Origin of the sequence: Vibrio sp. SCSIO 43133 (assembly GCF_023716845.1) — a bacterium.
GTDB classification, from domain to species: Bacteria; Pseudomonadota; Gammaproteobacteria; order Enterobacterales; family Vibrionaceae; genus Vibrio; species Vibrio mediterranei.
This window is the reverse complement of sequence record NZ_CP068025.1, coordinates 1,165,904-1,192,354: the sequence shown is the minus strand read 5'-3', so window position 1 is coordinate 1,192,354 and position 26,451 is coordinate 1,165,904. Positions and strand designations below refer to the sequence as shown.

The window sequence follows — 26,451 nt, the reverse complement described above, 5'->3', positions numbered from 1 at the left end:
CCACCATTCGTATACTAAAAAAGAAGGAGGCGTTTGCCTCCTTTTTTGTTTTTGTTGTTAATGAATTAGACCTTGAACAATAGCGGTAACACCACTGAGTGAACATAATGCCAGTGCGCCAATACGGATTTTCTCTTTTGGTAGGGAATGAGTAGTCATTAAAGCCAACTTATAGCCTAACCATGCTGCTGGGATAAGCGGTACCGTGATATACAAATGATGTAGTGTTAGGAAGCCTATCGGCGCTTGTACGACTAATGACATGATCGAACTGAATACAAAGAAAGCGGACAAATTGCCTCTTAATTGGTTCGCCTCTTGGTGCTGGAGTAACAAAGCCATCGGTGGCCCTCCAATGGCACTGCTGGTACCAAAAAAGCCGGAGAAGAAGCCAGCGACCCCCATTCTGGTAGGTGTTGGTTCTATTCTGAATGGTAGCAGGCTAACTACAACTGCGAATACTACTAATACCCCTAACCACAGAGATAGAACCTGTGTGGAAACGTACAGAAGCAGCGCAGCTCCTGCAATCGAGCCCGGTACACGGCCAATCATGGCCATTTTTAATCCGCCGATTGCAATATTAGAGCGATGTTTCGCAGCATTAAGTAAAGAGATAAATAATGCAACCAAGCAGATAGGGGCCGGTACATAGTCAGGAGATACTTGGAACAGCAGTGGTGCAGCAACGATCGCTAACCCAAATCCAATGGCAGTTTGTACAAACGAACCCAAAAAGATCAGCAACATCGCGATAAGTGCCGTGTGACTAAACCAGTCAGCGAGCATGGGACTTCCTTTATAAAGAACAACAATACAACAGCGGTGCTGCTATTATATACAATTGTCATCGCGCAGACACGCTAAAAGTAACAAAATATTTAAAATAGATGATGTTAAGAATTATTATATGAAGTGATATAGATAATAAAAAAGGGAGCAGTAATGCTCCCTGAAATATTAAGCAACTAAAAGAAGTTAAAAATGAATGCCGCTAATATTCCCTCATTCCTTGCGAAGTATTATTATGTCCTATTCAGAGCTTTCTAACCCAGTGCAGAGCAGTAATTCTGTCGCTAAAGCACCAGTACTGAAAGTAATACCAGCTACAAGTAGTACAATGGCATATTTGCTTGCTATGATGCAGAGGCCAATGGTATTAATTATCTTCTCCATATCGCTTCTCCTTTGAAACGTGAACAGTATTTATCTGCTATTTATTTTATGTCATTGGTAGAATATTAATTGCGACGTCAAGCTATATATTGAACTTTATCTTTGAACTAATTGTATAAAAAGCGAATAGGTCATAAATTTACAACTGCTTACAATGACAAGTCTGGGAATGTAATTTGATATATTGAAATGTTTGTACGTGTTTTGAAACAAATATCTTATAATTAAATCATCAATCAACAAGGGATACGTTGTATGTTGAATATGGATTTCTCCCAAAGAGTTGTTATCGATACATTGACTATGGAATGGATCGCCTCTCCCGCAAATGGTGTGAATCGGAAGCCTTTAGAACGAGAAGCCGCTGAGTCAGGTCATGTTACTAGCATCGTTGAATACCTCCCAGGAACTCGGTTTAGTCAACACTCGCATCCTCTGGGTGAAGAGATATTGGTATTAGAAGGTGTGTTTTCTGATGAAACGGGAGATTACCCAGCAGGCACATACCTTCGAAACCCTCCGGGTAGTTCACACGCGCCATTTAGTAAGCAAGGGTGTGTCATCTTGGTGAAACTCAATCAGTTTGATGAGAATGATCTCAAGTCTGTTAGAGTTGATACGACCCAAGCAGAATGGCTACCGGGGATAGGTCAAATGGAAATTCTGCCTTTGCACTCCTTCAATCAGGAGAATGTTGTGCTACTGCGTTGGAATGGTCCGGATAACTACCATCCACATGGTCATTTTGGTGGTGAAGAATTGTTCGTTATAGAAGGGACCTTGATAGACGAGCACGGAGAATACCCCAAAGGAACATGGACGCGAAGCCCTCACGAAAGCCAACATACACCTTATGTAAAACAACCGACAACTATTTGGTTTAAGACCGGCCATTTACCAATCAAAAAATAAGGCGACAATAGATTGCCGCCTTACGCTTTTCAACAGCAAGTCTTATTAAGGCTGTTGACGTGTTGGTGCTAATACGATTTCACGAATACAGACGTTTTGAGGTTGTGAGTAAGCAAACTCAACCGCACGAGCCACATCATCTGCAGCTAACACGCCACCCATCACTTCTTTCCACTCATCGTAACCGTCTTTAATTTCTTGAGAAGTAGTATGTGAAAGAAGCTCAGTTTCTACAGCGCCGGGTGCAATAGTAACAACACGTACGTCTGATTCTGCTACTTCTTCACGTACGTTTTCTGATATTGCGTGAACGGCAAATTTAGTACCACAATAAGCAGCGTGATTGCCGAACGTCTTGCGACCTGCAATGGAACTGATGTTGATAATAGTGCCAGAGTTACGAGCTTTCATTGGTGCTAGCACCGCTTGCATGCCGTTTAGTAGACCTAGTACATTAACGTCAAACATGGTTTTCCACTCTGCAGAGTCTTGCGTATCGATCTGGCCAAGTAGCATCATGCCGGCATTGTTGATAAGAGCATCGGCAGGACCAAACTGCGCTTCAGCTTTAGCGATTGCAGCTTCAAACGTAGCTTTGTCAGTGATGTCGACTTTTTCACACAGTGTGTTAGGAAGTTGCAGTGCTTCAAGTTTTTCTACACGACGAGCCAAAAGCAATAGTGGGTGACCAGCGTCACTTAAACGACGAGCAATCGCTTCACCAATACCAGAACTCGCACCTGTAATTACAATCAGCTTTTTCATTTGTTCACCCTCTAAGTGTTATTTGTGATTAGACTTCTTTTTCGAAGATGTGTGTATTGTAGTAGATGAATTATTGTTGATATATGGGGATTTAATTGAAACTGTGTTGTCATATAGCAACAATGAAAACTAACCTTCTGTTCCTATACTAAAAAAGATATGCACCTAAACACCTCGTTGGATCGTGTGTCAGAAAGGGTTAAAATTCCTGTCAGTTGTTAGGGGACGAACTGATGTATAAGTGGTTATTAGTTGTATTGGTTATAGTGGGGCTGCCATTTCGGTCTTTTGGTCTGGAGATCTCTCCAGATGTCAAAATTGATAGAGTAGAGGTAAAGAAATCAGCAAGGCGAATGTACTTGATGGATGGCGATACTGTTATCCGTGAGTATAGGATTGCGCTTGGTAAGAATCCGAGAGGGCATAAAATCCAAGAGGGTGATAATCGAACGCCGGAAGGAAAGTACTATCTCGATTTTGTTATGGACGATTCCGCTTTTTATCGCTCCATGCACATTAGTTATCCTAACCTGAGAGACAAAAATCGTGCAAAGAGTTTGGGTGTCGCGCCTGGCGGCAACATTAAAATTCATGGGTTGAAGAACAACAATACTAAGCCACCTCAATTCGTACAAAGCTTTGATTGGACTAATGGTTGTATTGCCATTACTAACGATGAGATGGATGAGCTTGTTTCTTTAGTGAAAATAGGCACGCCTATTTATATTCGATGGTAATGAAGTTAGTCGGAATAGCGACAGCAAGCTTATGATTGCGGGGGTTGAGCATAAACATAATGGATCTTACCGTCGCTAAATTCTTAGTTACATGTAGTTGCAGGTTTGGGCCAGTCGAATCAACGTTTCTGATTTGAATTTGGATTTACTGCCGGCAAGTTGAGCCAAGTAGTAGTCTCGCAATGGACGTTTTGCATCTTGTTTTGCTTTAGGCTTAGTGTGTTTCATCATGTTCCTCCAGCCTGAGTTTGCTTCAGAATCTGAACTCATTGTCGGTTAAAATGCGGCAGTTAAAAACAGAGTTATTTTTGTCTCAAATGTTCCTTATAAGTAAAGCTCTGGCGATTAATCTATGAATGCGGGTTTAAATTGCTAAAATAAGGAACATTAATAAGACGAATTGGTACCTGTTTTTGGAAAGTATTAACCTTTACCGTTACTTTAAGCGCCTAGAGGCTTTTGAAGTCGGTCATCAGCATGCAGTGACACTTTCTGACGTCGCAGAGCGTTTCTTTTCTAGCCCAAGGCACACGCGTTCGATCCTAAAACACCTAAGCCAAGCGGAATGGATTACTTGGGTGCCCAGAGCGGGCCGAAACCAGCGCTCTACACTCATTCGATTATTGTCTGAAGGGGAGGTTAAACGTCGTATTGCTTCTCAATGGGTTAAAGAGGGTAAGTATGACCGGGCTCTGGAATTTTTAGATAATGATCAAGTGGCGTTTGGTCAACTGCTACAACAAACCTCAGGTGCAAAAATCACTGAAGGACGTGTCAATGTCCAACTGACCTATAACCGGCCATTAACTCGATTAGTTCCTCATATTCCACATCGAAATAGCGAACGATTCTTGAATCGCCAGCTCTATAGTTGTCTGGTTTCAATGGATAAAGCTGGCGAGCTCAAACCTGATGTGGCGCATCATTGGGAAGTGGACCCGTCGTTTCAAGTTTGGACGTTCTACATTCGACCTTCCGTGTTTTTTGACAACGGTGACCAGATTGATGCTAAGACGATTAAAAGCTTATTGTTGCAACTTCAGCAACATTGCTACTATGCGAATGAGCTCGACCACTTGGAATCCATAGACGTTAAGCCCCCCTATGTGATGACCATCAATCTTAGCCGTCCTGACAGAGGGTTTGCCGCGCTGCTCACCGATCTTAAGTATTCGATACAGCCGCCAGAGCAATTGGCACAAAATGATCGAAACATAGTCGGTAGTGGTGTCTTTTCACTTAATAACCATTCAGAACAAGTACTCTCCCTCGTTGCTAATGAACAGTATTTTGGGCTAAGAGCCTTAACAGATAACGTTACGATTTGGTCTTTGGATGGCAGTATAGAGAAAGTGACTGAACGTGATGCAGCATGTGCGCACCGTGTTTCACCCACCATTAAGCGTATCGAGCCCTCATCTAGGTCGACTATATCCCATCCCGCCATCGACTTTGACCAGAATGAATTGCTCAGTGCCACATCACGAGCAAGAATTGAAGATGGTTGCCTGTTTCTCCTCTTTAATCAGCATGGTAGAGCACTTACTTATCCTCAACGACGTTGGTTTAGTGAAACCTTATGCGGTGAAAATGTTTGGCACCAGTTAACGCTGGATCAGCGTACCTTCGGTGCGGAAATAGCGAGTAATTTCTTTCCTTTCTGGCACAACGTTAAGCGAATTCATACCGCTCAGCCCGTTGACCTACCTGAAACTATTCAGATAGCTTTCTATGCTCATCCCGGTGTTTTACGAAGCGCTGATGCCGCGAAGAAAATTCTTGAGCGACGAGGGGTGAAAGTACAACTCAATTTGTACAAGTTTCATGAGTTTATTGAAAAAGCTATGGCAGAAGGGTTTGAAGAAGAGCTTATTATGAGCAGCTTAAACTTAGATGATAATAGGCAGGTATCGGCTTTATTGTTTTTCCTTAGTGACCCCGTACTTCATTCTGCAATTGGTAAACAAGCCAGTGATTGCCTTATTTCGGAGATTGACAAGATTAGGGCGAGTTCAAAGCCAAGTGATTATTTAAAACAGTTAGAACAGCTAGGTTCGCTTTTGATACATGAAGGGTTAGCCAGCCCAATGTTTCATCATCGTCAAACATTGAGCTTTCATGGCATCTTGAAAGGTGTGGAAATCACGACTTGGGGCTGGCCTCAATTACGTGATGTTTGGTCTGTAGATTGAACCTCGTGCGCTGCTAAGCGTTCGGTTAGCACCTTTTGATTGGCTGTGGTCGTTTCTAACGATTCTGCCGTTTGATGGATCGCACTGGCCATTTTGGACACGTTTCGTGTGGCGTGAATAATGGTGCCTTGCATTGGACGAAGAATTAACCAGTACGCTGCAATTAGAGCCAGAACAATGGCGAAGACAAGTAGAGCAAGCAATAATAACACATTAAATCGAACGTCGTAGGCAAATTTTTTGGTGCTGTTGGCGATGGAGTTTTGTGATTGTTCTAAAGCGCCCGGTAAGGCAATAAGTGATTGTTTGGACATCTCAGTGAGTTCGTTGATGTTATCCATGGTATCAACGAGCACTTGTCGTTGTTCCTCATTCAGGCTTTCATTTTTTGACAGTAAAGTTAACGATGTCGCCAAATTATCGATGGCAACTGCAGAGCGCTCAATGGACTGTTCGATTCCCTTAAGATCTAGCATCATTTTAATATTGACTAATGGCTCCTCTAGCTCGCTCGGCTCTGTAGTTTCTGAGGTCGCGGCAAAGACGCTTTGCAATGGTAATAGAAGGGTCAGGGCGATAGTTAATAACGTTTTCATGGGTATCCCAAGCAGAATAGGTGACTATTTTAATGCTACTAACTTAGTTCAACTTTAAGGTAGATACCAATTAACGTTTTGTATCCTATCTGTATTTTCTATTTACGTTGCAACTTAAACCAAGACACTAAACCTATTCCGCCCAATATAAGAAAGGTTGATAGGAGCGACATGGCAGACACGGTTTCACCGATAAATAGCCAACCAAGAACCATAGCAATAACAGGGACTGTTAGCTGCAGTAATGACGCATCAAGCACATCGATCTTCGGAAGCAGTGAGTACCATAAAAAGTAACCTACAGCAGAGGCGAGCGAACCCGATAACACGGCGTAAAGAGCACCGGATGCATTGAATAGAATCGACTCTGAACTAACAAATAGGCTCAAAATAAAATAGAGAATCATGAATCCACTGGCCACGAGAAAACCTTGTTTAGTGGCTAAGATAGGAGATGGGACGCTTTTCCCTAATATTGTGAAGATACTCCAGCAAACCCCAGATAAGACCATCAGCACAGTGCCGACAACAGAAGGTTGAGATGCGGACGGTAATAGTAATGAAGCAAAACCGGTTAACGCGATGGCAATACCCACCATCTCTAACTTGGATATTTCATGGCCACTGATTCGGTGATAAGCGATCAGTGCCAATTGTACGGTGCCAAACAAGATTAAGGCGCCAGTCCCAGTATCAAGCGTGATGTAAGCAAAAGAAAATAGCAATGCATAGCCAAAAAGTGACAAGCCTAGGGAGAGTGATTGACATTGACTGAGCTTAAGTGAGCTTTGGTTTTGTCGTTGGTCGTCCAATAGATAGCTAAGGGCAACCAAGGTGACGGCTCCACTGACTAAGCGAATTAAAGTAAACCCTACTGGATCGATGACCTCGGTTCCCAAAGCGAATCGACAGAATAGAGAGTTAAGCGCAAATGCCGTCATGGCGGTGAGCGCCAAAGAGAAGTTTTTGTTCATCGGGCTTCAATCAGTTACAACCGAGTCATTATCCTAACGGTCAGAGTCCTTTCACGGAATAACCAATAACTTATATATTATGTTTTTCACTTCCATCTAATCAGAGTTACTCTGCATAATTGTATAACTATCACTTTTTATCATGATTAACTAAACTAAATATCACTTTTATAGAGCTTTAAAGCGGCATACAGTGAAAAGGCATTTAATAGAAGTAGAGAACATTATGAAAGTCGAAATAGTAAATGCGATGCCAAAGTACGATGAGGCGTTGTGTGCTGTGATTCAGTCCGTGGGAGCCGAGTTTGGCGCAGTGGGCGAAGGGTTTGGTCCTTCGGATCCAGAAGTGTTAGCAATGAGCGAAAACTACAGTGAAGTAAATCGCAGTTTGTATCTTGTTGCGCTAGTGGATGGCAAGGTAGTTGGAGGTTGCGGATTAGCACCATTTGGTGATCATCAAGACGTATGCGAGCTAAAGAAACTTTTCTTACTACCTGAAACTCGCGGGCTTGGATTAGGTAAGGAGTTAGTGCAGCAATGTTTAGCGTTCGCGACTGAACAAGGCTACGCATCTTGCTACTTGGACACACTCACTTCCATGTCGGCAGCAGTGAGATTGTACGAGAACTTTGGTTTCACACATTTAAACGCACCCTATGAAGGTACGCTGCATAACGGTTGCGATGTTTGGATGCTTAAGTCTCTACCGTAAAAAAGGAAATCGCGTTACGGATGATAGGACACAACTACAAGTTATTGCGACCACTGCAAGCTCTACTTGAAACACGTAGCCTCACTGAAGCTGCAGAACGGTTGCGAGTAACTCAGTCGGCGATGAGTAGAAATCTTACTCAACTAAGAGCGGAGTTTTCTGACCCTCTGTTAATTCGAGAGGGAAAAACATTCATGCTCACGGCACGTGGGGAGTCGCTTAAACGAGCGCTACCTCATGTTCTTAGCGCCATTGAAGGCTTATATTCAGACAGTTCGATTGAGCCCAGTGAAATAAAGCGCACCTATCGAATAGCGTATTCAAGTTTTAGTTCATTATCGCTGGTAAAAGACTTGAGTTTGGCGTTGATGAGTCAAGCGCCGAATGCCTCCTTCAGTATGGAATTGTGGCAACATCGGGATATTGATGAGTTGTCCACGGAGGATGTCGATATACTGATCACCCCAGCACACCGGATCCCGGACAACATCTATGGGAAGCGCATTGCTGACAACGACTATGTTGTTGTTAGGTCTAAAGAGCATCACAAGTCTCAACAGACGCTTTGTCTTGAGCGATATCTTGAGTCTCGGCATGTCTTACTGCATTTGGTGGCGAATATTGATCTTGAGGTGAACGAGTTTTTTGCCAACTTATCGGTAAAAAGAAATGTAGCGTTAACGTTGTCGAGCGCTCGCGAAGCTCTGGACGTTGTACGAGAAAGTGATTTATTGGTAACGCTGCCTAAGTATCTTGTAGAAAGATTGCCAGACAAATCCGACTTTGACATTCACCCGCTGCCATTTTCATTGCCGTCACACAGTTACTATTTACTGTGGCATGCTAAATGGCAAAATGATGTGGCTCACCGTTGGTTACGCGACACAGTGTTTTCGCTGTTGTAGACGCTGCCTGTCTTCTATGATTTGGTTATCCTTTTGCTTGCTCACATAGTAGATGCAACCATTGTTGGTGATGAGCCGCCACTTGTTTGGTCACGAATCTACCGGTTAGCCAACGGAGTCCACCTCGCTGAGTTGATTCAGTGACAATGCGGCAACCGTTGTCGCAAGGACTTAATAGCCAAGCGTGGTACATAACAACGTCTCCACATTTCCCTTTCCAGGCAATACGCTCGTGAGGGATATATTCCACTACCGTACATTCAAAGCTCATGGTCTTGGTGATCCAGTTAAACATCGTTCCTTTGTGAAGCTCACGCGTGTCACCTTTTGTTATCTGAACCGCAGTTTTTCTATGGTGCCAATTAGGCCAACAAGGCGCTTGAACGATACAAGCCCATATCCGTTCACATTCTGAGGGTACGACAATCTCTTCCTTAACGTGTACGGATGAGTTTTTAGGATGGTAATAGTCAGGCCAATGAATCTCTGTTAACTCGCTCATGCCTATCTGTTTTCCCGTGTTAATGAGCCTTTGTTAACTATAGTCACGATATACAGGCCGTCATAGAAATTGGCTAACGTTGAACGGAGTCTTCATAAAGATTCTGTTATCAGAACGTAATGAAAAACTGCTTTTGTATGATTATATGCTCAATTTTCGAGTGGTAGATCTCATTATCTAGCATTGATCGCAAAATCTCACCGGAGATTGATTGCTTAACCCAAACAGAGCATATATGATTAACTCAAATAGTCATACAATAGTATTTTAGGAGTCACACATGACAAAACCAGTCATTGGTTTCATCGGCCTAGGCCTTATGGGCGGTAACATGGTTGAGAACCTTCAAAACCGTGGTTACGAGCTAAACGTAATGGACCTAAACAAAGACGCTGTTGCTGCTTGTGTAGCTCGTGGCGCTAAAGAAGCAACAACGGCAAAAGAGCTGGCTGAAAACAGCGACATTGTAATGCTGTGTCTAACCACTTCTGCAGTAGTAGAGAAAGTCGTTTATGGTGACGAAGGCATCCTAGCTGGTATTAAAGAAGGTTCAACACTTATCGACTTTGGTACCTCTATCCCTGCTTCCACTCGCAAGATTGGCGAAGAGCTTGCAGCTCGCGGCGCTGGTATGATCGATGCGCCACTGGGTCGTACTCCTGCTCACGCGAAAGATGGTTTACTAAACATCATGGCTGCCGGTGATATTGACACATTTAATAAGGTAAAGCCTGTTCTTGATGAACAAGGCGAAAACGTATTCCACCTTGGTGCGTTAGGCTCCGGTCACGTGACTAAGCTAGTGAATAACTTTATGGGTATGACCACTGTAGCAACGATGTCGCAGGCATTCGCTGTTGCGAAACTAGCCGGTGTTGATGGCCAACAGCTATTCGACATTATGTCAGCAGGCCCATCTAATTCTCCATTTATGCAGTTCTGTAAGTTCTACGCCGTAGACGGCGAAGAGAAATTGGGTTTCTCCATTGCTAATGCAAACAAAGATCTAGGCTACTTCCTAGAAATGGTATCTGACCTAGGTACTGAGTCTTTGATTGCTGAAGGGACTTCTAAGAGCCTACAGGCAGCGGTTGACGCAGGTCTAGCTCAAAACGACGTGCCAGTAATCTTCGACTACTTTACTCAACTTAAGAAGTAACGGTTTGCTACTAAGTTAATTGAGCCCCGCTATCAAGCGGGGCTTTGTCATTTTTACTTGGGAAATAATACAGACTCCACCTCTAGCAATTGTTTCAGTTTGGTCAATTTAACGACATATAATGTTCGTGTATTTTGCATCTCGATGTCATTTTGGCAGGCAACACTGAATGAACATAATCAGCTACAAGGAAAGTCATGTATGCCAGTGTTGTTATCTCGCAGTGTAAAAGCGCTGCCATTTACCCGCAAAGCTAAGCTTCAACCATTCACCAATACCGAACTCATCTACAATCCCTCTTTCAAAGATACGCTAGCGACACTGCGTTCATATTTAAATGTGGATAAGCTAATCTACTCTCAGGTTCCTAGCATTCCGGTTGAAACGATTAGACGTGACAGTATTGAGTCAGATACAGGCGATTGTGTATTTCGCTTAGGGCACTCTGCGGTGTTAATGAAAATAGACGGTAGAGTGTTGCTCACTGATCCTGTATTTAGCGACAGAGCATCGCCTTTGTCTTGGGTTGGTCCTAAGCGTTTTCACCCCTTACCTATCTCTTTAGAAGATCTTCCTCGCATTGATATCTGTTTAATCAGTCATGATCATTATGATCACCTTGATAAACAAACCATTAAACAACTTCATGAACGAGTTGATCAATTTCTTGTACCGAAGCGTGTCGGACACTATTTACTTGGCTGGGGGGTGGCGCGAAATAAAATCCAAGAATTGGATTGGTGGCAGTCGGAGAGAATTGGGACATTGACGTTTGTTTTCACTCCAACTCAACATTTCTCTGGTCGTTCCTACAAAGAGCGTGATTTGTCGTTGTGGGGAAGCTGGGTGATACAGGGTAGTGAATCAAATATTTACTTTAGTGGTGACTCTGGTTATTTCAGTGGTTTTCGCGATATTGGTGAACGTTATGGTCCCTTTGATTTAACGTTGATGGAAACGGGGGCTTATGATGATAGGTGGGCCGATATTCACATGTTTCCAGAGCAAAGTGTTCAAGCGCATATCGATGTAAAAGGGAGTGTCATGTTGCCCATTCATAACAGCACCTTCGACCTCTCTTTCCATGCTTGGAATGAGCCGTTAAAACGCCTAGTTCGAGAAGCTAGTGAACGCAATGTAAATGTCGTATGTCCGAAAATTGGAGAAAAGGTACTCATACGAGAGTTGAGTGCAACTGAGAATCAACAGGTTTGGTGGGATTAACCAATGGTATCTTGGTTGACACCATTGGTTTGCGTAATCACCGACGTTGTTTAAGAACTCGTTTGGCTACGAATGAGGTCGGTGACCTGTTCCAATGACTCGAATAAATAGTCAGCTATTTCAGCGATGTCTTTTTGGGGTGGTGTGATGTCTGGAATCATCGCTGCCTGGCATCCAGCATCTTTTCCTGCGCGCATGCCATTATTCGAATCTTCCAGTACCAAGCATTCACTTGGAATCAGGTTAAGGCGTTGGCATGCCATGATGTAGCAATCTGGCCTAGGTTTACCATTTTGTACATCTTCTGCGGTAATTATGGTATCGAATTGCTCAAGGTAGTCTGAGTTTTGAAAGTTATGTTTTACTTCAGGCAAATGGGAGGAGGTGACGAGTGCAGTGATAAGATTGAGTTCCTTAGCCGTTTTGAAAAGCTGGTGGAACCCATGTTTGTAGTCTATTCCTTGTTCTCTTGTTTCATGAAAATGTTGGTCGCGAATGACCTTGTATGCGGCTAAGTCAAATCCTTCACCAAAGTGCTCACACAACATTCGTTCACAGTCAGGGTCTTGCACGCCAATAAAACCTTGATAGTAGTCGTCGGTTAATTCATACCCCATCTGGGTAGCCGCGTATTGCCAACTCTTTTTGTAGACCGTTTCCGTATCGAATATCAATCCGTCCATATCAAATAAAAGTGCGGAGATCATTTAGGTAATCCTCTTAGGTTTCACGTTTTGTTTTTATAGCGCTACTTTGTCAGAGATTAAATGAAAGTCAAAAAACATATCTGTAATAAAATTACATTATGGCGATTTTCGACTATTTATTGAGCTATATTGGTCGGCTTTAAGTAGGGTTAGATGAGCTTTCTGAGTGGTAATTTAATCAAAGTGTGACTTGAGTCTCTAATTATTTTGTGTGTCACGGGTTAATAAATGTGATGCTGATCAACAATAAATGAGATTTATTATCAATAAAGCTGCTGTGTAATTTATCAACGCTGCAATTACGTGATCTACATCACTCGTTATTGTTGTTTGTGGTTTTTGTGTAGTGATTTATATCACAAAAATGCCGTCATGCTGACTTTTGGAAATCTTGTGTTACTTTTTAATGGACTTTTGAATAACAACTTTTGGTCCAAAGGGACTACTTTTTCTGATAACGAGGATGACCTTATGCTATCTCCTGAAGCGAAAATCAAAGTACAGAACTTTGGTCGTTTCCTCTCCAACATGGTGATGCCAAACATTGGCGCATTCATCGCTTGGGGTTTGATTACGGCACTATTTATTCCAACCGGATGGATTCCAAACGAAACTTTGGGTTCGATGGTCGGTCCGATGATTACTTACCTTTTACCGCTATTGATTGGTTATACCGGCGGTAAAATGGTTGCTGGCGACCGAGGTGCGGTTGTTGGTGCTATCACAACAATGGGTGTGATTGTTGGTACAGATATCCCAATGTTTATGGGTGCAATGATTGTAGGTCCACTTGGCGGTCTAGCGATTAAGAAATTTGACCAAGCAGTTGAAGGTAAAGTTAAGAGTGGCTTTGAGATGTTGGTTAACAACTTCTCGGCTGGTATCGTTGGTATGCTTTGTGCCATCCTTGCTTTCCTAGTTATTGGCCCAGCAGTTAAGGTACTCTCTACTGCACTTGCTGCGGGTGTAGGCGTAATGGTTAACGCAGGTCTTCTGCCTCTAACCTCTATCTTTGTTGAACCTGCGAAGATCCTGTTCCTAAACAACGCGATCAACCACGGTATCTTCTCGCCACTTGGTATCCAACAAGCCGAAGAAATGGGTCAATCAATCTTCTTCCTGATTGAAGCGAACCCAGGTCCAGGTCTAGGTCTACTACTTGCTTACATGTTCTTTGGACGCGGTAATGCTAAAGAGTCAGCACCAGGTGCGGCGATCATCCACTTCTTTGGTGGTATCCACGAAATCTATTTCCCATACGTGCTAATGAACCCACGTCTGATCATCGCAGTGATTGCTGGTGGTATGACGGGTGTGTTCACACTAACGATGTTCGATGCAGGCCTAGTATCTCCAGCGTCTCCAGGTTCAATCTTTGCTGTACTTCTGATGACTCCTAAGTCTTCATTTGTTGGTGTGATTCTATCTGTAATTGCCTCAGCAACAGTGACATTCTTCATCGCATCGCTACTAATGAAAACATCTAAACAAGATGACGAAGAAGAATCTCTAGAAAAAGCTGCAAGCCAAATGGCAAGCATGAAAGCGTCTTCAAAAGGTCAAACTGGTGCAGCTCTAGACTTAGCAAAAGTTCGCAAAATCATCGTAGCGTGTGACGCGGGTATGGGTTCAAGTGCGATGGGCGCAAGCATGCTTCGTAAGAAGGTAGATGCTGCTAACTTAGACATTTCGGTAACTAACTTAGCGATCAACAGCCTACCGGATGACGCTGACATCGTCATTACTCATAAAGATCTGACTGACCGTGCACGTAAGCATGCCGCAAACTCACATCACATTTCTCTAAGCAACTTCCTAGATGGTGCTTTGTATGATGGTCTGGTTTCTGACCTTGTGAATGCACAACAAGCGGGTGCTGAGCCAAAAAAGCCTGAAGCACCAGCAGACACTAGCTCAAGCGAAGAAGGAACGCTTAAGCTTTCGAATGAAAATATCTTCTTAGGTATGGAAGCAAAAACCAAAGAAGAAGTTATCAAGTTTGCTGGTGAGCAACTCGTAAAACTTGGTTATGTAGAACCGCAGTATGTTGAAGGCATGTTGGCTCGCGAAGAGTTGGTTTCTACGTACCTTGGTGAGTCGATTGCAGTACCTCACGGCACTATTGAAGCAAAACAGTTCGTCAACAAAACCGGTATCGTGTTCTGCCAATTCCCTGAAGGTGTTCAATGGGGTGAGGACGAAGATGATGTTGCGAAGATGGTCATTGGTATCGCAGCGCAAGGTGATGAACATATTCAAGTTATCACAGCGATTACGAATTCACTTGATGACGACGAAGCTGTTGAATGTTTGAAGTCTACCACTGACGTTGAGGATGTACTTCGCATCCTAAGTGGTAAGTAGCATAAATGGTGATGATCACCATGGCTTTAAGTCATAGCTCCTAAGTGAAACGAGACCAACGCTCCCCCTGTTGGTCTCATTTTTGATTTTGTTTTTTTCTTTTTTTAATGAGTTATTTAGGAAGACGTCTTATGAAAGCACTACATTTTGGCGCAGGTAATATCGGTCGTGGCTTTATTGGTAAACTATTGGCAGATGCGGGTATTCACGTAACATTTGCCGATGTAAACGAAACAGTGGTTAATGCCCTAATCGAACGTCAATCCTACCCAGTAAAAATCGTTGGCGAAGATTGTATTGTAGAGCAAGTTAACAATGTGACTGCCGTAAACTCAACGAGCACAGACATCATTGAGCTCATCGCGACTGTTGATATGGTAACAACCGCTGTTGGCCCTACGGTTTTAAAAATTATCTCTAAATCTGTTGCTCAAGGTATCGAAAAACGTCTAGAAAGTGGCAATACTGCACCTCTTAATATTATCGCATGTGAGAACATGGTTCGTGGCACTAGCCAGCTCAAAGAGATGGTGTTTGAGCATCTATCAGCAGATGCCAAAGCGTTTGCGCAAGAGCACATTGGCTTTGTAGATTCTGCGGTAGACCGTATCGTTCCTCCTGCTGAGGAAGGCGAAACCGATCCTCTGGCAGTAACTGTAGAAACGTTCAGCGAATGGATTGTTGATGAAACTCAGTTTGTTGGCGACATCCCTGCTATTAAAGGCATGGAATGCACGGACAACCTAATGGCGTTCGTAGAGCGTAAACTGTTTACATTGAATACTGGCCATCTAATTACGGCTTACTTGGGCGTGCTTGCAGGCCATGAGACAATTAAAGATTCTATTGAAGACCCTGCGATCTTTGCAGATGTTCAAGCAGCTATGCAGGAAAGTGGTGAAGTATTAATTCGTCGTTACGGCTTTGATGCAGAAGTGCACGCGGCGTACATTCAAAAAATACTTAACCGTTTTGCCAACCCATATCTACGTGATGAAGTAGATCGTGTTGGTCGTCAACCAATTCGTAAGCTAAGCCCACAAGATCGTTTGATCAAACCACTAAACGGTACGATTGAATACGGTTTACCTAACTCTCACTTAATCAAAGGTATTGCGGCAGCATTTCTTTATAAGAATGACGATGATCCACAAGCAGTAGAGCTTCAAGCTATGTTTGCTGAACAAGGCTTTGCTAAAACACTCGCTCATTATTCAGAGCTGAATGTTGATTCAGAAGTTGTTACACTAGCGCACGAAGCGTATCTAGCGCTCAAATGATTCAAGCTGTTGGTGCCACGCAAGTGGCACCCTTTGTATTAAGAGATGTTATGCCACTGCACCCACCCAATGAAACTGAACTTTTAGAGGCGCTGTCTGAAGCGAAAGACGCGAGTGAGTGCCTTATGGCGGCTTATGATGCGATTGATGATACGTTAGATACGCTGATCAATAGTATTTTTCATAAAGACGACTATGCAGTGAAGTACGTGGTGGATCCTCTTCTGACCAACGATGGTCCGCTGGGGGATATTCTCGTTCGGGCTAAGCTACTTTTAGGTCTAGGTGTTATCTCCAAGGAAGTATTCGATGATATCGATATCTTCGTAACACTGCGTGAATGGACCAAGCATCAAGAAAATGATGTGAGCTTTACCGAAAGAGACGTGTTGTTTGAGTTGAACAAAATCAGTGCTATCCAAAAAATGATGCCGATCGAATACGATGAAAGCATGACAGATGGCCTAGATGTGGTGATGCTGGAAATGTTTTTAGAACGCCACTATCAACGCGTTAAATCCACCATTATTCTGGCGATTACCGAGTTGGTTGAAACACTGTGTCGAGATAACCCGCTGGTTTAAATAGTGACGAGCTTCGGCACTATCCTGTGCCGAAGTTATATTTCTATCTCTCCTTCTTTTCTTCTTAGTTTATTCTCAATTTTCCCTCGGCTGTTTTTCAAAATACTACCCATTCTTCGTGATGTTATCTTTCGAAACGAAAGTTTTATGTGTGTTTTTTCATCAAATGAACCCTGTCTTAGATTTAATACAGCGGATTTCTTGCGTGATAACTTACGTTGTGAAATAATTTTGCTATCAGTTAAGTTTTGAATCGAAATTAAAATGCGAAAGCGAAATACTCAAGTCAGACGTCATTCCATTGCTCAACTTGTTAAAGAGCGTGGAGAGGTGAGCGTAGAAGAGCTATCCGCTCTATTCGACACCTCTGAAGTGACTATTCGTAAAGATCTTACTTCTTTAGAAAAGAACGGCCAGTTACTAAGACGCTATGGTGGTGCTGTAGCACTACCTCAAGAAGCTGTAGATGAGGTGCTGAATGAGTCGAGTTTGACGTCCGCCTCGAAAGAGAGCATCGCAGAGGCCGCAGTTGGTCTAATCAATGATCATTATCGAATTGTTATCGATTGTGGCAGCACAACAGGCGCTTTGGTCTCAAGGCTTGGCAGTAAGAAAGGATTAGTGGTAATGACAAACTCGTTGTCACTCGCGAATGCCATCAATGACTTGGAAAATGAACCAACGCTATTAATGACAGGCGGTACTTGGGATAGTCATTCAGAATCATTTCAAGGGCAGGTTGCTGAGTCGGTACTTCGTTCTTACGACTTTGACCAGTTATTTATCGGTGCCGATGGTGTCGATTTAGCGCGCGGCACCACCACATTTAATGAGCTAATCGGTCTTAGTAATGTTATGGCAGAAGTCGCACGCGAAGTCGTGGTAATGATTGAATCCGAGAAAATAGGCCGAAAAATTCCTAATCTAGAATTAGCGTGGGATGCCATTGATGTCGTCGTTACAGACAAAGGTTTAACTAACGAGCAGAAAGCTCAAATTGAATCGAACGGCGTAAAGGTGATTTGCGCTTAACAAAATTACTCCCTCCATCATTGATTTGCTTGCACTCAGAGAGGGAGACAGAAATAAGAAACGGAGAATTGATATGTGTGGAATCGTAGGTGCGGTAGCACAACGAGACGTAGCGGAAATTTTGGTAGAGGGTTTACGCCGTCTGGAGTACCGTGGATATGATTCAGCGGGCGTAGCCGTTGTTGATGCAGATTCAGAACTGAAACGCGTTCGTCGTTTAGGTAAAGTTCAAGAGCTCGCGGATGCGGTTGACTCTCAAGATGTGACTGGTGGTACAGGTATTGCTCATACTCGCTGGGCAACACACGGCGAGCCTTCAGAGGCGAACGCTCATCCACACGTATCCGGTGATATCGCTGTGGTTCACAATGGCATCATAGAGAACCATGAAGAGCTACGTGCAACGCTTCAAGAGCGTGGTTATGTATTCCAATCTCAAACCGATACGGAAGTTATCGCACACTTAGTTGAATGGGAACTGCGTACTTCTGCAACCCTAGTGGAAGCACTGCAAAAAACGGCAGCTCAACTTGATGGTGCTTATGGAACGGTTGTGGTTGACCGTAAAGACCCAAGCCGTATTGTGGCAGCTCGTTCTGGTAGTCCAATCGTTATTGGTTTTGGTGTTGGTGAGAATTTCTTGGCTTCAGACCAATTGGCTCTATTGAGTGTGACACGCCGTTTTATGTATCTTGAAGAAGGCGATGTGGCAGAAATTACTCGTCGCGAGGTTACTGTTATCGATGTAGACGGCAACCCAGTTGAGCGTGAAATCACTGAGTCTAATGCGGAACATGATGCTGGCGACAAAGGTCAATACCGTCACTTTATGCAAAAAGAGATCTTCGAGCAGCCTCGTGCGTTGATCAACACCATGGAAGGTCGTATTACCGACAAAGCGGTAGTCACTGAAACAATTGGTGTCAACGCGGTAGATATTCTTAAGAAGGTCGATCACGTTCAAATCATCGCTTGTGGTACGTCTTATAACTCAGGTATGGCTGCTCGCTATTGGTTTGAGTCGATTGCAGGCGTAAGCTGTGATGTGGAAATTGCTTCTGAGTTCCGCTACCGTGATTTTGTGGTTCGCCCTAATAGCTTGCTAGTGACGTTATCTCAGTCTGGTGAGACGGCTGATACTTTGGCTGCTCTTCGTTTAGCGAAAGAAAAAGGCTACATGTCGGCAATGACTATCTGTAACGTTGCTGGTTCATCGTTGGTTCGTGAGTCTGACTTTGCCTTTATGACTCGCGCAGGGACTGAGATTGGTGTGGCATCGACGAAAGCCTTTACGACTCAACTAGCAGCAATGTTAATGATGGTAGTGTCTATCGCTCGTCTGCAAGGTCGTATGACCGAAGAACGTGAAGCTGAAATCGTAAAATCTCTACATGAACTTCCTACAAATATTGAAAAAGCGCTAGCATTCGACAAAGAAATCGAGGCATTAGCAACTGACTTTGCAGATAAGCATCACACACTATTCCTTGGCCGCGGTGAGTACTACCCAATTGCTATGGAAGCGTCGCTGAAACTCAAAGAGATCTCATACATTCACGCAGAAGCTTATGCAGCAGGTGAACTGAAACACGGTCCTCTAGCACTTATTGATGCAGACATGCCAGTTGTCGTTGTTGCGCCAACTAACGACCTCCTAGAGAAGCTGAAATCGAACATTGAAGAAGTACGTGCGCGTGGCGGTCTACTGTATGTATTTGCTGATGAGAAAGCAGGCTTTGAAGGTGATGAAAACATGAAGATCATCCAAATGCCAAACGTTGATGACATCATTGCTCCAATCTACTACACCGTACCAATGCAGCTACTGTCTTACCATGTTGCATTAATCAAAGGTACCGATGTGGACCAGCCACGTAACCTAGCGAAAGCGGTAACGGTTGAGTAACTGTAATTTGTAAAAACAAAATATGAAGTAATTTAAGCGGCCAATAGGAATATTGGCTGCTTTTCTTTTCGTATGTAGACGACAGAGTATTTCTCTTTAGAGTTAGGGTTTCTGTGTGGGCTGTTTAAAGAATCAACAGTTATGTCGCCAAATGGCAATTCACTAACCTTCGCTTTGTCTATGATGCCTCCATCAACTTAATAGTGTTCTAGAGGAAGCCATCATGAAAAAAGTGATTATCAATACAAATGTATTTAACGGTGTCGATGACAAGCTGATAGAGAATGTGTCGATTCTCATAGAAGACAATTTGATAGTAGAGATTGGTGATATCGATCTTTCAGTTGCTGATGAAGTTATTGATGCGAAGGGTGGCACAGTTATGCCTGGTCTGATTGATGCCCATGTACATATTACTCTCTCTGCGCCGTTTAATGTTATTGATACCATGACACGTGAGGAAGTGGCGATTCGTTCGGCCAAGATTTCCGAAGAGATGCTAATGCGTGGGTTCACCACCATTCGTGACGTGGCTGGTAATACGCTTGGACTCAAAACCAGTATCGATAATGGTTACGCATTAGGACCTCGCATTTTGCCGTCTATGGCGGCTATTTCTCAAACGAGCGGTCATTCTGACTACCGCCAAAACCGAGCTCAAGAACGCAAAGGTGACCACGAAGATTCACCGATGATGAAACTGGGAGCGATGAAAGTCGCTGATGGTCGTGCAGAAGTATTAAAAGCAGTACGCGAGCAGTTGTTTATGGGCGCCTCTCAAATCAAGATTATGGCCGGTGGTGGTGCTTCCTCAACATTCGATCCACTAGATACATTGCAGTACACGTTGGATGAAATGAAAGCGGCTGTTGAGGCGGCCTCTGATTATGGAACCTACGTAGCGGCTCACATTCATACCGCAGATGCGATGCGTCGAGCTGCTGAAGCGGGAGTCATGTCTTTTGAACATGCGACAATCATGGATGACGATATCGCACAAACTATCAAAGAAAAGGGGATTTGGGTTATCCCATCATACTTCACGTCTTCCTTAATTGCAGAGCGAAAAATACCGCTGCCAAATGAAGAAACTTATCGCAAAACTGAGCGAGTTGGCAAAGCGATGTTCCACTCCGCTGAGCTTATTAAGAAGTATGATATTCAAAACTTAGCATTCGGTACTGATTGTGTGGGTGAGAAAGACGTACATGCGACTCAACTTAATGAGTTGGCGGCTATCGAGCAAACGTTCGATACGATAACAGCGCTGCGTATGGCAACTTCAAACTGTGGGCGCTTGTTTGAGATGTCAACGTACCAGCACCCATACCCGCAAGGGAAACTGGGTCAGATTGTTGAAGGGGCTTACGCGGATCTATTGATTATCGATGGTAACCCGCTGAATGGCGTAGATTGTGTTATGAATTGCGATAGACAAAAAATCATCATGAAGGATGGTGTCGTTTACAAAAACACTCTTTAGCCTCATGAAAGCGGCACTTTCTTCAATGTAAAAGAACGAGCAACAAAAAAGGGCAGTGAAGTCATCATTCATTGCCCTTTTTATTATTGATAACTTGCAGTCAGGCTTTCTTCTTCACTTTTCCTTGAACCGCTTTAAATCTTGGGTTGGATTTGCATATTACATAAATACGACCGCGGCGCTTAACGACTTGGCAATCATGGTGGCGCTGTTTAGCACTTTTGAGTGAGCTAAGTACCTTCATTTGTGTTCCTTACTTGTTGGTAGCGACATGGCCGAAGCGGCGATTGAAATTAGCTACACGTCCTTCTTTATGAATAACTCTTTGTTTTCCTGTGTAATAAGGATGTGATTCCGATGACACTTCAATAGTCATATACGGATAGGTTTTACCATCCTTCCACTCGATAGTTCGGTCTGTTTCCAGCGTTGAGCCAACGATAAAGTACTTGTCTACGCTCGTATCGTGAAAAATAACCTGACGATAATTTGGATGAATATTCGGTTTCATAATACCTCTAATTGTTATGTTATAACATTGCAAATGATAATCGTTATCGAATGAAGAATGCAACAGAAATTTCAATGGTGGTCTGTGTGATGACTAATCCATAACAAAGTTACGGTTGATAATTAAATGATAATCAATATCATTTAATTTCTTGGTAAGGAGAGTTGAAGGTTAGACCGATGGATATGAAAAAATGGGAAAGACATACACTGTTAGCCGACGAAGCGGAGAAACAAGGGGAGTTGATGGCAGCGGTCGCCCATTACCAAATCGCGCTGTCTGAATCACAGCAGATGAAATTTGATACATCAGACCTTGAAGAGTTGGAAGATCTACTGGCGGTTAAAGTAATGTCCTGCCATAACCTTGCTGACTTTTGGCGTGCACAAGGAGACAGTGAATATGAACTGAAGTACTTACAACTAGCTTCAGAAGAAGTGATGACCTTGTTACCTCAATGTCCGCGTACTAGTTGTGATCGTTTTATCTCTTCGCTGGGGTGTTGCAAGTCTGCATTGGTCGAATTTCTTAAACGCCATCCGAATCCAAAGGTTGCAAATCATATAGCTGACATGCAAACGACAAATGATTGTGAGTTGATTGTGAAGTTTAAAATTCATTGATCGGCTTAAGTTTTCTCTCCTATATGCAATTCTCATTTAATCTTCGGCTACATATGAGATGTGATGATAGTTCGTTGTTCTCAATGCAAAGAAACAATGACTTATGAAAATGTATCAGTTTGCCTGATGGTACGTGTTTTTCATTGGTCAAAAAAACGCCTTATAGTGTTCGATATGAGCAGAGTAAAGGAGTATTCGGCTATTCGCTAACGATTAACGTCAAGGGGAATTACCATGAGCAAACTTACTCAAATCATATTGGCTTCAGTCCTTCTTTCACTCTCATCATTCTCATTTGCTAACGAGCAAACGCCGCGACATGGTGAGTATGTTGGTGAAGCGGAAGTCTTGGTTAGGAATGTGGTCAGCACAAAAGTAAAAACCTGCCTTTATAAAGGCAGTACCGAAGAGCCCGTAGAGCTTAAATGGGGCAAAACGTTGACCTGTCCAGACTCGATAACCATCAATGGCAATGTGATTCATGAAGGTGATGGGCTTAATACATCAGACCACAAGCGAATGTAAGGCGAAATCTATGTTCGTTAAATGAAAGAAACCGAGATTTGATATCTCGGTTTCGAAATCTTGGGGGAAAACTAGTAGGCGTTATGCTTCAGAAACAACGCTAACACAAGCAAGGCTGACGTCTTGATCGATATAGGCCATGCCGAGCTTATTTAAGTAATCCATTCTATCCGCGGTTCGCAGGTCAATATCTGGACCTTCAATATTGTTGCTTTGATAAATCTGCGCTAAGTGCGCCATAAACTGCTCACCTACGCTCATCATTAGTAGGCTCATCGCACCTACATCGGGTTTTACTTTTTCGCGTTGTTTTTCTGATAAATTGACCGCAAGGACAATAGGTTCTTCTTCACCTTCAAAACGAACGCTGCGGTCTCGAACGGTTTGCTGCGCCCAATAATAAGCCAATTCTTTACTTTGAGTCAGAAAAACAGGCTCGACAGATTCGGTGTAATTGTTACCTATCGTTGCCATGGTCTTTTTCGCGGCTTGGTTAAGAGCTTTGTCGCCGGAGCGCTTAAGCCCTTGTCCTTGGATTGAACTTAGTAGCGCCGATGAGGTGCCGTGGTACCAAACATCACTGGTTGCAAAGCCATCTTGGGATAGCAACTCTTTAGCATCTTGAAGATAGGAAGGAACTGTAGTCATAGGCATTCTCAACAAACATGAATGAATTTAGTCTAACAGAAGTGGAGAGTGAGACTGCGTCTTGGGGCGCAATTCTCACTCTCTAGGTGTGTTATCTATTTACTCTCATGAGTGTGTAGAGAGCAAATCGCCACCTTAATTAGTCGAACTGGTGAGAAGTATTCAGTTCACCGGCTGCTTTCAACGCATTTTCACCTGCAAAGTATTCTTTGTGGTCGTCACCGATGTCTGAACCAGACATGTTTTGGTGTTTCACACAGGCAATACCTTGACGGATTTCTTTACGTTGAACATTGGCTACGTAGCCCAACATGCCTTGCTCACCGAAGTACTCTTTCGCTAGGTTGTCAGTTGACAATGCAGCAGTGTGGTATGTTGGTAGCGTGATTAGGTGGTGGAAGATCCCCGCTTCACGAGAGGCATCCGCTTGGAAAGTGCGAATCTTTTCATCAGCACGCTTAGACAGTTCAGTTTCGTCGTACTCAGCGCTCATTAGGTTAGCGCGCTCGTATGCTGATACATCTTCACCTGCTTCAACCATTGCATCATAAGCTTGCTGACGGAAGTTAAGTGTCCAGTTGAATGATGGTGAGTTGTTATAAACTAGCTTAGCGTTCGGGTGAACTTCACGTACGCCGTCCATCATCTCTTTGATTTGACCAATATGTGGTTTCTCAGTTTCAATCCACAGTAGGTCGGCACCAGCATTAATCGCCTCAATACAGTCAAATACGCAACGGTCTTCACCAGTGCCTTGACGGAATTGATATAGACCTGAAGGTAGACGCTTAGGACGTACCAGCTTACCTTCACGGTTGAAACAAACGTCGCCTTGCTTCATATCTGCTACATCGATCTCTTCCACGTCTAGGTAAGAGTTGTAGATGTCGCCTTGGTCGCCTGGCTCTTTAACTACTGCGATTTCTTTTGTTAGGCCAGCACCTTGTGAGTCAGTACGTGCAACGATAACACCGTTATCGATACCTAGCTCAAGGAAAGCGTAACGTAGTGCACGAAGTTTGGCATGGAAATCAGCGTGAGGTACCGTTACTTTACCGTCTTGGTGACCACATTGTTTCTCATCCGCTACTTGGTTTTCGATTTGAAGACAACAAGCACCAGCTTCGATCATCTGTTTCGCCATTAGGTAAGTTGCTTCTGCGTTACCAAAGCCAGCATCGATATCCGCGATGATAGGTACAACGTGCGTTACGTGATTATCGATTTGGTCTTGAATAGAATCTTGTAGATCCACATCACCCGCTTCACGAGCAGCATCTAGAGCACGGAATAAACCACCCAGCTCACGAGCATCGGCTTGACGTAGGAATGTGTATAGCTCTTCTACTAAACCAGCAACCGACGTTTTCTCGTGCATTGATTGGTCAGGCAGTGGACCAAACTCTGAACGAAGTGCTGCAACCATCCAACCTGAAAGATAAAGGTAGCGACGGTCGGTTTTACCACCGAAGTGCTTTTTAATAGAAATCAGTTTTTGTTGACCGATGAAACCATGCCAGCAACCCAATGATTGAGTGTACTTAGAGCTATCTTCATCGTAGGCCGCCATATCAGCACGCATAATATCTGCTGTGTATTGCGCGATATCTAGACCCGTTTTGAATTTGTTTTGAGCACGCATGCGAGCAGCAGATTCTGGATTAATAGCATCCCATGGAGCACCAGCAGCGCGTTTTGCAACTTCTATCATTTCGATATCTTGAGTGATTTGCGACATAACTATTCCTTAGTTTCACGTTGGATATTATTGGCCAAATGGCTTAGTCATCTTTCTCCGAGGGCTTCATGTTTCAGATGGGACGACCCGTTTAATTTGTTGTTATGGACAAATCGTAGCCGCATGTGTGATAATTTTGTTAATTTATAGTTATTATATTCGGTATTTTTTATATGAATATTGCTCGTATAGACCTTAATTTGCTTGTGTATTTAGACATGTTGCTACGGGAAAGAAATGTCACCAGAGCAGCAAATCAGTTGGGCATTACCCAACCCGCCATGAGTAATGGTTTGCGCCGATTACGTGATCTGTTTGAAGATCCGTTGTTGGTTAGAACGAGCGAGGGAATGATACCGACAGAGCGTGCACAAAAGCTGCAACCAGTGATTCGCAATATCTTGGCAAACGTTGAAAAGACACTACAGCCGACCACGGAATTCCATGCTGATGACAGTGAACGCGTGTTCCGCATCATGGCAAGTGACTATGCGGAATCCACCATCATCCAACCTTTGCTTAAACGGCTAAGTGAAATAGCGCCGAAAATCCGTCTAGATATCATGACGCCTAGTGATGTTAGCTACCAAGATGTAGAGCAAGGAACGGTGGATATCATCATCAACCGCTTTGATGATATTCCTCAGTCTTTCCACCAAATGAGCTTATGGCATGACGGGTTCTCATGCTTATTCAGTTGCGATAACCCGATTGCAGATAATTTTGACTTGTTGTCGTATTTGAAAGCACAACACATTTGGGTGAGTAAAACCGGGATGGGGACTGGGGTTGGGATTAATCCCAGTGAGGCGCAAAAGCTTGGTTGGATTGATGAAGCGCTGATGCGTATTGGTAAGACCCGCAACATTACGGTGTTCACTCGACACTATTTGTCGGCCATCCTATTTGCCCAACAGAAAAACTTGATCCTTACCATTCCAACCAAAGCGGCGCAGCTTCAGCGTCATAATCCTAAGCTTCTGATAAAGCCAGCACCATTTGCGATTGAGCCTTTTGAAGTGAAGATGGCCTGGAGCCCACTTCTGCAAAGTAATCCGGATCACCAATGGATGAGACGCTTGATTAAGAGTGTGGCAAACGAGTTAGAAAGTGGTGTAACAGAGTAGTGAATTTGGATATTTATTATGTGAATGTTCACTATAAATGGCATAAATTAGCTAAATTTTCGTCTGTTA

The 26,451-nt window shown here is 43.5% G+C and carries 28 protein-coding genes; 16 read left to right on the top strand and 12 right to left on the bottom strand.

The genetic code is table 11. The annotated features are described in order from the left end of the window. Positions 1-57: 57 nt before the first annotated feature. Positions 58-789 carry a sulfite exporter TauE/SafE family protein gene (locus tag JKJ11_RS22265; RefSeq protein ID WP_006070327.1) on the bottom strand — a complete coding sequence of 244 codons (732 nt, stop codon included), beginning with the start codon at positions 787-789 and terminating at the stop codon, positions 58-60. A 243-nt stretch (positions 790-1,032) separates the two neighbouring features. Continuing rightward, positions 1,033-1,176, bottom strand: coding sequence for a hypothetical protein (locus JKJ11_RS22260; protein ID WP_006070328.1), 144 nt, complete (start codon positions 1,174-1,176; stop codon positions 1,033-1,035). 255 nt (positions 1,177-1,431) lie between these two features. On the opposite strand from JKJ11_RS22260, the gene JKJ11_RS22255 reads away from it, so the two are divergent. Next, the gene (locus tag JKJ11_RS22255; protein WP_006070329.1) at positions 1,432-2,088 is read left to right on the top strand and encodes a cupin domain-containing protein; all 657 of its coding nucleotides are present in this window, start codon (positions 1,432-1,434) and stop codon (positions 2,086-2,088) included. A 45-nt stretch (positions 2,089-2,133) separates the two neighbouring features. On the opposite strand, the gene JKJ11_RS22250 is transcribed toward JKJ11_RS22255, so the two are convergent. Then, complete coding sequence (locus tag JKJ11_RS22250) at positions 2,134-2,853, bottom strand: SDR family oxidoreductase (protein WP_062456181.1); 720 nt, start codon at positions 2,851-2,853, stop codon at positions 2,134-2,136. Positions 2,854-3,086: 233 nt separating this feature from the next. On the opposite strand from JKJ11_RS22250, the gene JKJ11_RS22245 reads away from it, so the two are divergent. Next, positions 3,087-3,590, top strand: coding sequence for a L,D-transpeptidase family protein (locus tag JKJ11_RS22245; protein ID WP_006070331.1), 504 nt, complete (start codon positions 3,087-3,089; stop codon positions 3,588-3,590). 87 nt (positions 3,591-3,677) lie between these two features. Here JKJ11_RS22245 and JKJ11_RS22240 read toward each other — a convergent pair whose 3' ends face one another. Then, entirely contained in the window at positions 3,678-3,821 is a 144-nt protein-coding gene (locus JKJ11_RS22240; protein WP_006070332.1) for a hypothetical protein, read from the bottom strand. Between the two features lie 182 nt (positions 3,822-4,003). Between JKJ11_RS22240 and JKJ11_RS22235 the strand changes: the two genes are divergently transcribed. Next, positions 4,004-5,782 carry an SgrR family transcriptional regulator gene (locus tag JKJ11_RS22235; RefSeq protein WP_252039217.1) on the top strand — a complete coding sequence of 593 codons (1,779 nt, stop codon included), beginning with the start codon at positions 4,004-4,006 and terminating at the stop codon, positions 5,780-5,782. On the opposite strand, the gene JKJ11_RS22230 is transcribed toward JKJ11_RS22235, so the two are convergent. Both JKJ11_RS22230 and JKJ11_RS22225 read right to left on the bottom strand, forming a co-directional pair. Further along, positions 5,752-6,378 carry a hypothetical protein gene (locus JKJ11_RS22230; protein ID WP_006070334.1) on the bottom strand — a complete coding sequence of 209 codons (627 nt, stop codon included), beginning with the start codon at positions 6,376-6,378 and terminating at the stop codon, positions 5,752-5,754. The two genes, JKJ11_RS22235 and JKJ11_RS22230, sit on opposite strands and share 31 nt — an antisense overlap. 98 nt (positions 6,379-6,476) lie before the next feature. Continuing rightward, a complete protein-coding gene (locus JKJ11_RS22225; protein WP_124941485.1) occupies positions 6,477-7,352 on the bottom strand; it encodes a DMT family transporter in 876 nt (291 codons plus the stop codon). A gap of 226 nt (positions 7,353-7,578) precedes the next feature. Between JKJ11_RS22225 and JKJ11_RS22220 the strand changes: the two genes are divergently transcribed. Together JKJ11_RS22220 and JKJ11_RS22215 are read left to right on the top strand one after the other, a co-directional pair. Next, the gene (locus tag JKJ11_RS22220; RefSeq protein WP_252039215.1) at positions 7,579-8,064 is read left to right on the top strand and encodes a GNAT family N-acetyltransferase; all 486 of its coding nucleotides are present in this window, start codon (positions 7,579-7,581) and stop codon (positions 8,062-8,064) included. Between the two features lie 20 nt (positions 8,065-8,084). Continuing rightward, on the top strand, positions 8,085-8,969 hold the full coding sequence (locus JKJ11_RS22215) for a LysR family transcriptional regulator (RefSeq protein ID WP_252039214.1): 885 nt from the start codon (positions 8,085-8,087) through the stop codon (positions 8,967-8,969). 25 nt (positions 8,970-8,994) lie between these two features. Here the strand turns inward: JKJ11_RS22215 and JKJ11_RS22210 are convergent, their stop codons facing one another. Then, a complete protein-coding gene (locus tag JKJ11_RS22210) occupies positions 8,995-9,471 on the bottom strand; it encodes an SRPBCC domain-containing protein (RefSeq protein ID WP_006070338.1) in 477 nt (158 codons plus the stop codon). A gap of 280 nt (positions 9,472-9,751) precedes the next feature. On the opposite strand from JKJ11_RS22210, the gene JKJ11_RS22205 reads away from it, so the two are divergent. Continuing rightward, positions 9,752-10,630, top strand: a complete 879-nt coding sequence (locus tag JKJ11_RS22205) for an NAD(P)-dependent oxidoreductase (protein ID WP_006070339.1) — start codon at positions 9,752-9,754, stop codon at positions 10,628-10,630. Between the two features lie 201 nt (positions 10,631-10,831). Further along, the gene (locus JKJ11_RS22200) at positions 10,832-11,854 is read left to right on the top strand and encodes an MBL fold metallo-hydrolase (RefSeq protein ID WP_038227440.1); all 1,023 of its coding nucleotides are present in this window, start codon (positions 10,832-10,834) and stop codon (positions 11,852-11,854) included. 50 nt (positions 11,855-11,904) lie between these two features. Here JKJ11_RS22200 and JKJ11_RS22195 read toward each other — a convergent pair whose 3' ends face one another. Then, entirely contained in the window at positions 11,905-12,561 is a 657-nt protein-coding gene (locus JKJ11_RS22195; RefSeq protein WP_031493809.1) for an HAD family hydrolase, read from the bottom strand. Positions 12,562-13,032: 471 nt separating this feature from the next. On the opposite strand from JKJ11_RS22195, the gene JKJ11_RS22190 reads away from it, so the two are divergent. The 6 genes from JKJ11_RS22190 to JKJ11_RS22165 all read left to right on the top strand — a co-directional run bounded on the left by JKJ11_RS22190 (position 13,033) and on the right by JKJ11_RS22165 (position 21,210). Then, complete coding sequence (locus JKJ11_RS22190) at positions 13,033-14,925, top strand: PTS mannitol transporter subunit IICBA (RefSeq protein ID WP_006070342.1); 1,893 nt, start codon at positions 13,033-13,035, stop codon at positions 14,923-14,925. 131 nt (positions 14,926-15,056) lie between these two features. Further along, entirely contained in the window at positions 15,057-16,205 is a 1,149-nt protein-coding gene (locus JKJ11_RS22185) for a mannitol-1-phosphate 5-dehydrogenase (RefSeq protein WP_006070343.1), read from the top strand. Between the two features lie 50 nt (positions 16,206-16,255). Next, positions 16,256-16,789, top strand: a complete 534-nt coding sequence (locus tag JKJ11_RS22180) for an MltR family transcriptional regulator (protein ID WP_086027620.1) — start codon at positions 16,256-16,258, stop codon at positions 16,787-16,789. Positions 16,790-17,053: 264 nt separating this feature from the next. Next, positions 17,054-17,821: a DeoR/GlpR family DNA-binding transcription regulator gene (locus JKJ11_RS22175; RefSeq protein ID WP_006070345.1), complete on the top strand. Its 768-nt coding sequence runs from the start codon at positions 17,054-17,056 to the stop codon at positions 17,819-17,821. A gap of 73 nt (positions 17,822-17,894) precedes the next feature. Beyond that, positions 17,895-19,727 carry a glutamine--fructose-6-phosphate transaminase (isomerizing) gene (glmS, locus tag JKJ11_RS22170; RefSeq protein WP_252039212.1) on the top strand — a complete coding sequence of 611 codons (1,833 nt, stop codon included), beginning with the start codon at positions 17,895-17,897 and terminating at the stop codon, positions 19,725-19,727. Positions 19,728-19,950: 223 nt separating this feature from the next. Further along, positions 19,951-21,210: a metal-dependent hydrolase family protein gene (locus JKJ11_RS22165; RefSeq protein ID WP_006070347.1), complete on the top strand. Its 1,260-nt coding sequence runs from the start codon at positions 19,951-19,953 to the stop codon at positions 21,208-21,210. Positions 21,211-21,310: 100 nt separating this feature from the next. On the opposite strand, the gene ykgO is transcribed toward JKJ11_RS22165, so the two are convergent. Then, positions 21,311-21,454 (bottom strand): type B 50S ribosomal protein L36, encoded by a 144-nt coding sequence (gene ykgO / locus JKJ11_RS22160; RefSeq protein WP_006070348.1) that lies wholly within the window; start codon positions 21,452-21,454, stop codon positions 21,311-21,313. A gap of 9 nt (positions 21,455-21,463) precedes the next feature. Beyond that, positions 21,464-21,721 (bottom strand): type B 50S ribosomal protein L31, encoded by a 258-nt coding sequence (locus JKJ11_RS22155; RefSeq protein WP_006070349.1) that lies wholly within the window; start codon positions 21,719-21,721, stop codon positions 21,464-21,466. A gap of 179 nt (positions 21,722-21,900) precedes the next feature. Here JKJ11_RS22155 and JKJ11_RS22150 point away from each other — a divergent pair, with 179 nt between their 5' ends. Both JKJ11_RS22150 and JKJ11_RS22145 read left to right on the top strand, forming a co-directional pair. Next, positions 21,901-22,344, top strand: a complete 444-nt coding sequence (locus JKJ11_RS22150; RefSeq protein WP_006070350.1) for a DUF2753 family protein — start codon at positions 21,901-21,903, stop codon at positions 22,342-22,344. A gap of 234 nt (positions 22,345-22,578) precedes the next feature. Next, the gene (locus JKJ11_RS22145) at positions 22,579-22,869 is read left to right on the top strand and encodes a hypothetical protein (RefSeq protein ID WP_252039211.1); all 291 of its coding nucleotides are present in this window, start codon (positions 22,579-22,581) and stop codon (positions 22,867-22,869) included. 81 nt (positions 22,870-22,950) lie between these two features. Here JKJ11_RS22145 and JKJ11_RS22140 read toward each other — a convergent pair whose 3' ends face one another. After that, a complete protein-coding gene (locus tag JKJ11_RS22140; RefSeq protein WP_252039209.1) occupies positions 22,951-23,517 on the bottom strand; it encodes a hypothetical protein in 567 nt (188 codons plus the stop codon). A 139-nt stretch (positions 23,518-23,656) separates the two neighbouring features. Beyond that, a complete protein-coding gene (locus JKJ11_RS22135; protein WP_006070353.1) occupies positions 23,657-25,255 on the bottom strand; it encodes an isocitrate lyase in 1,599 nt (532 codons plus the stop codon). A gap of 173 nt (positions 25,256-25,428) precedes the next feature. On the opposite strand from JKJ11_RS22135, the gene JKJ11_RS22130 reads away from it, so the two are divergent. Then, positions 25,429-26,382 (top strand): LysR family transcriptional regulator, encoded by a 954-nt coding sequence (locus JKJ11_RS22130; protein ID WP_038222008.1) that lies wholly within the window; start codon positions 25,429-25,431, stop codon positions 26,380-26,382. The last annotated feature ends 69 nt before the right edge of the window (positions 26,383-26,451 follow it).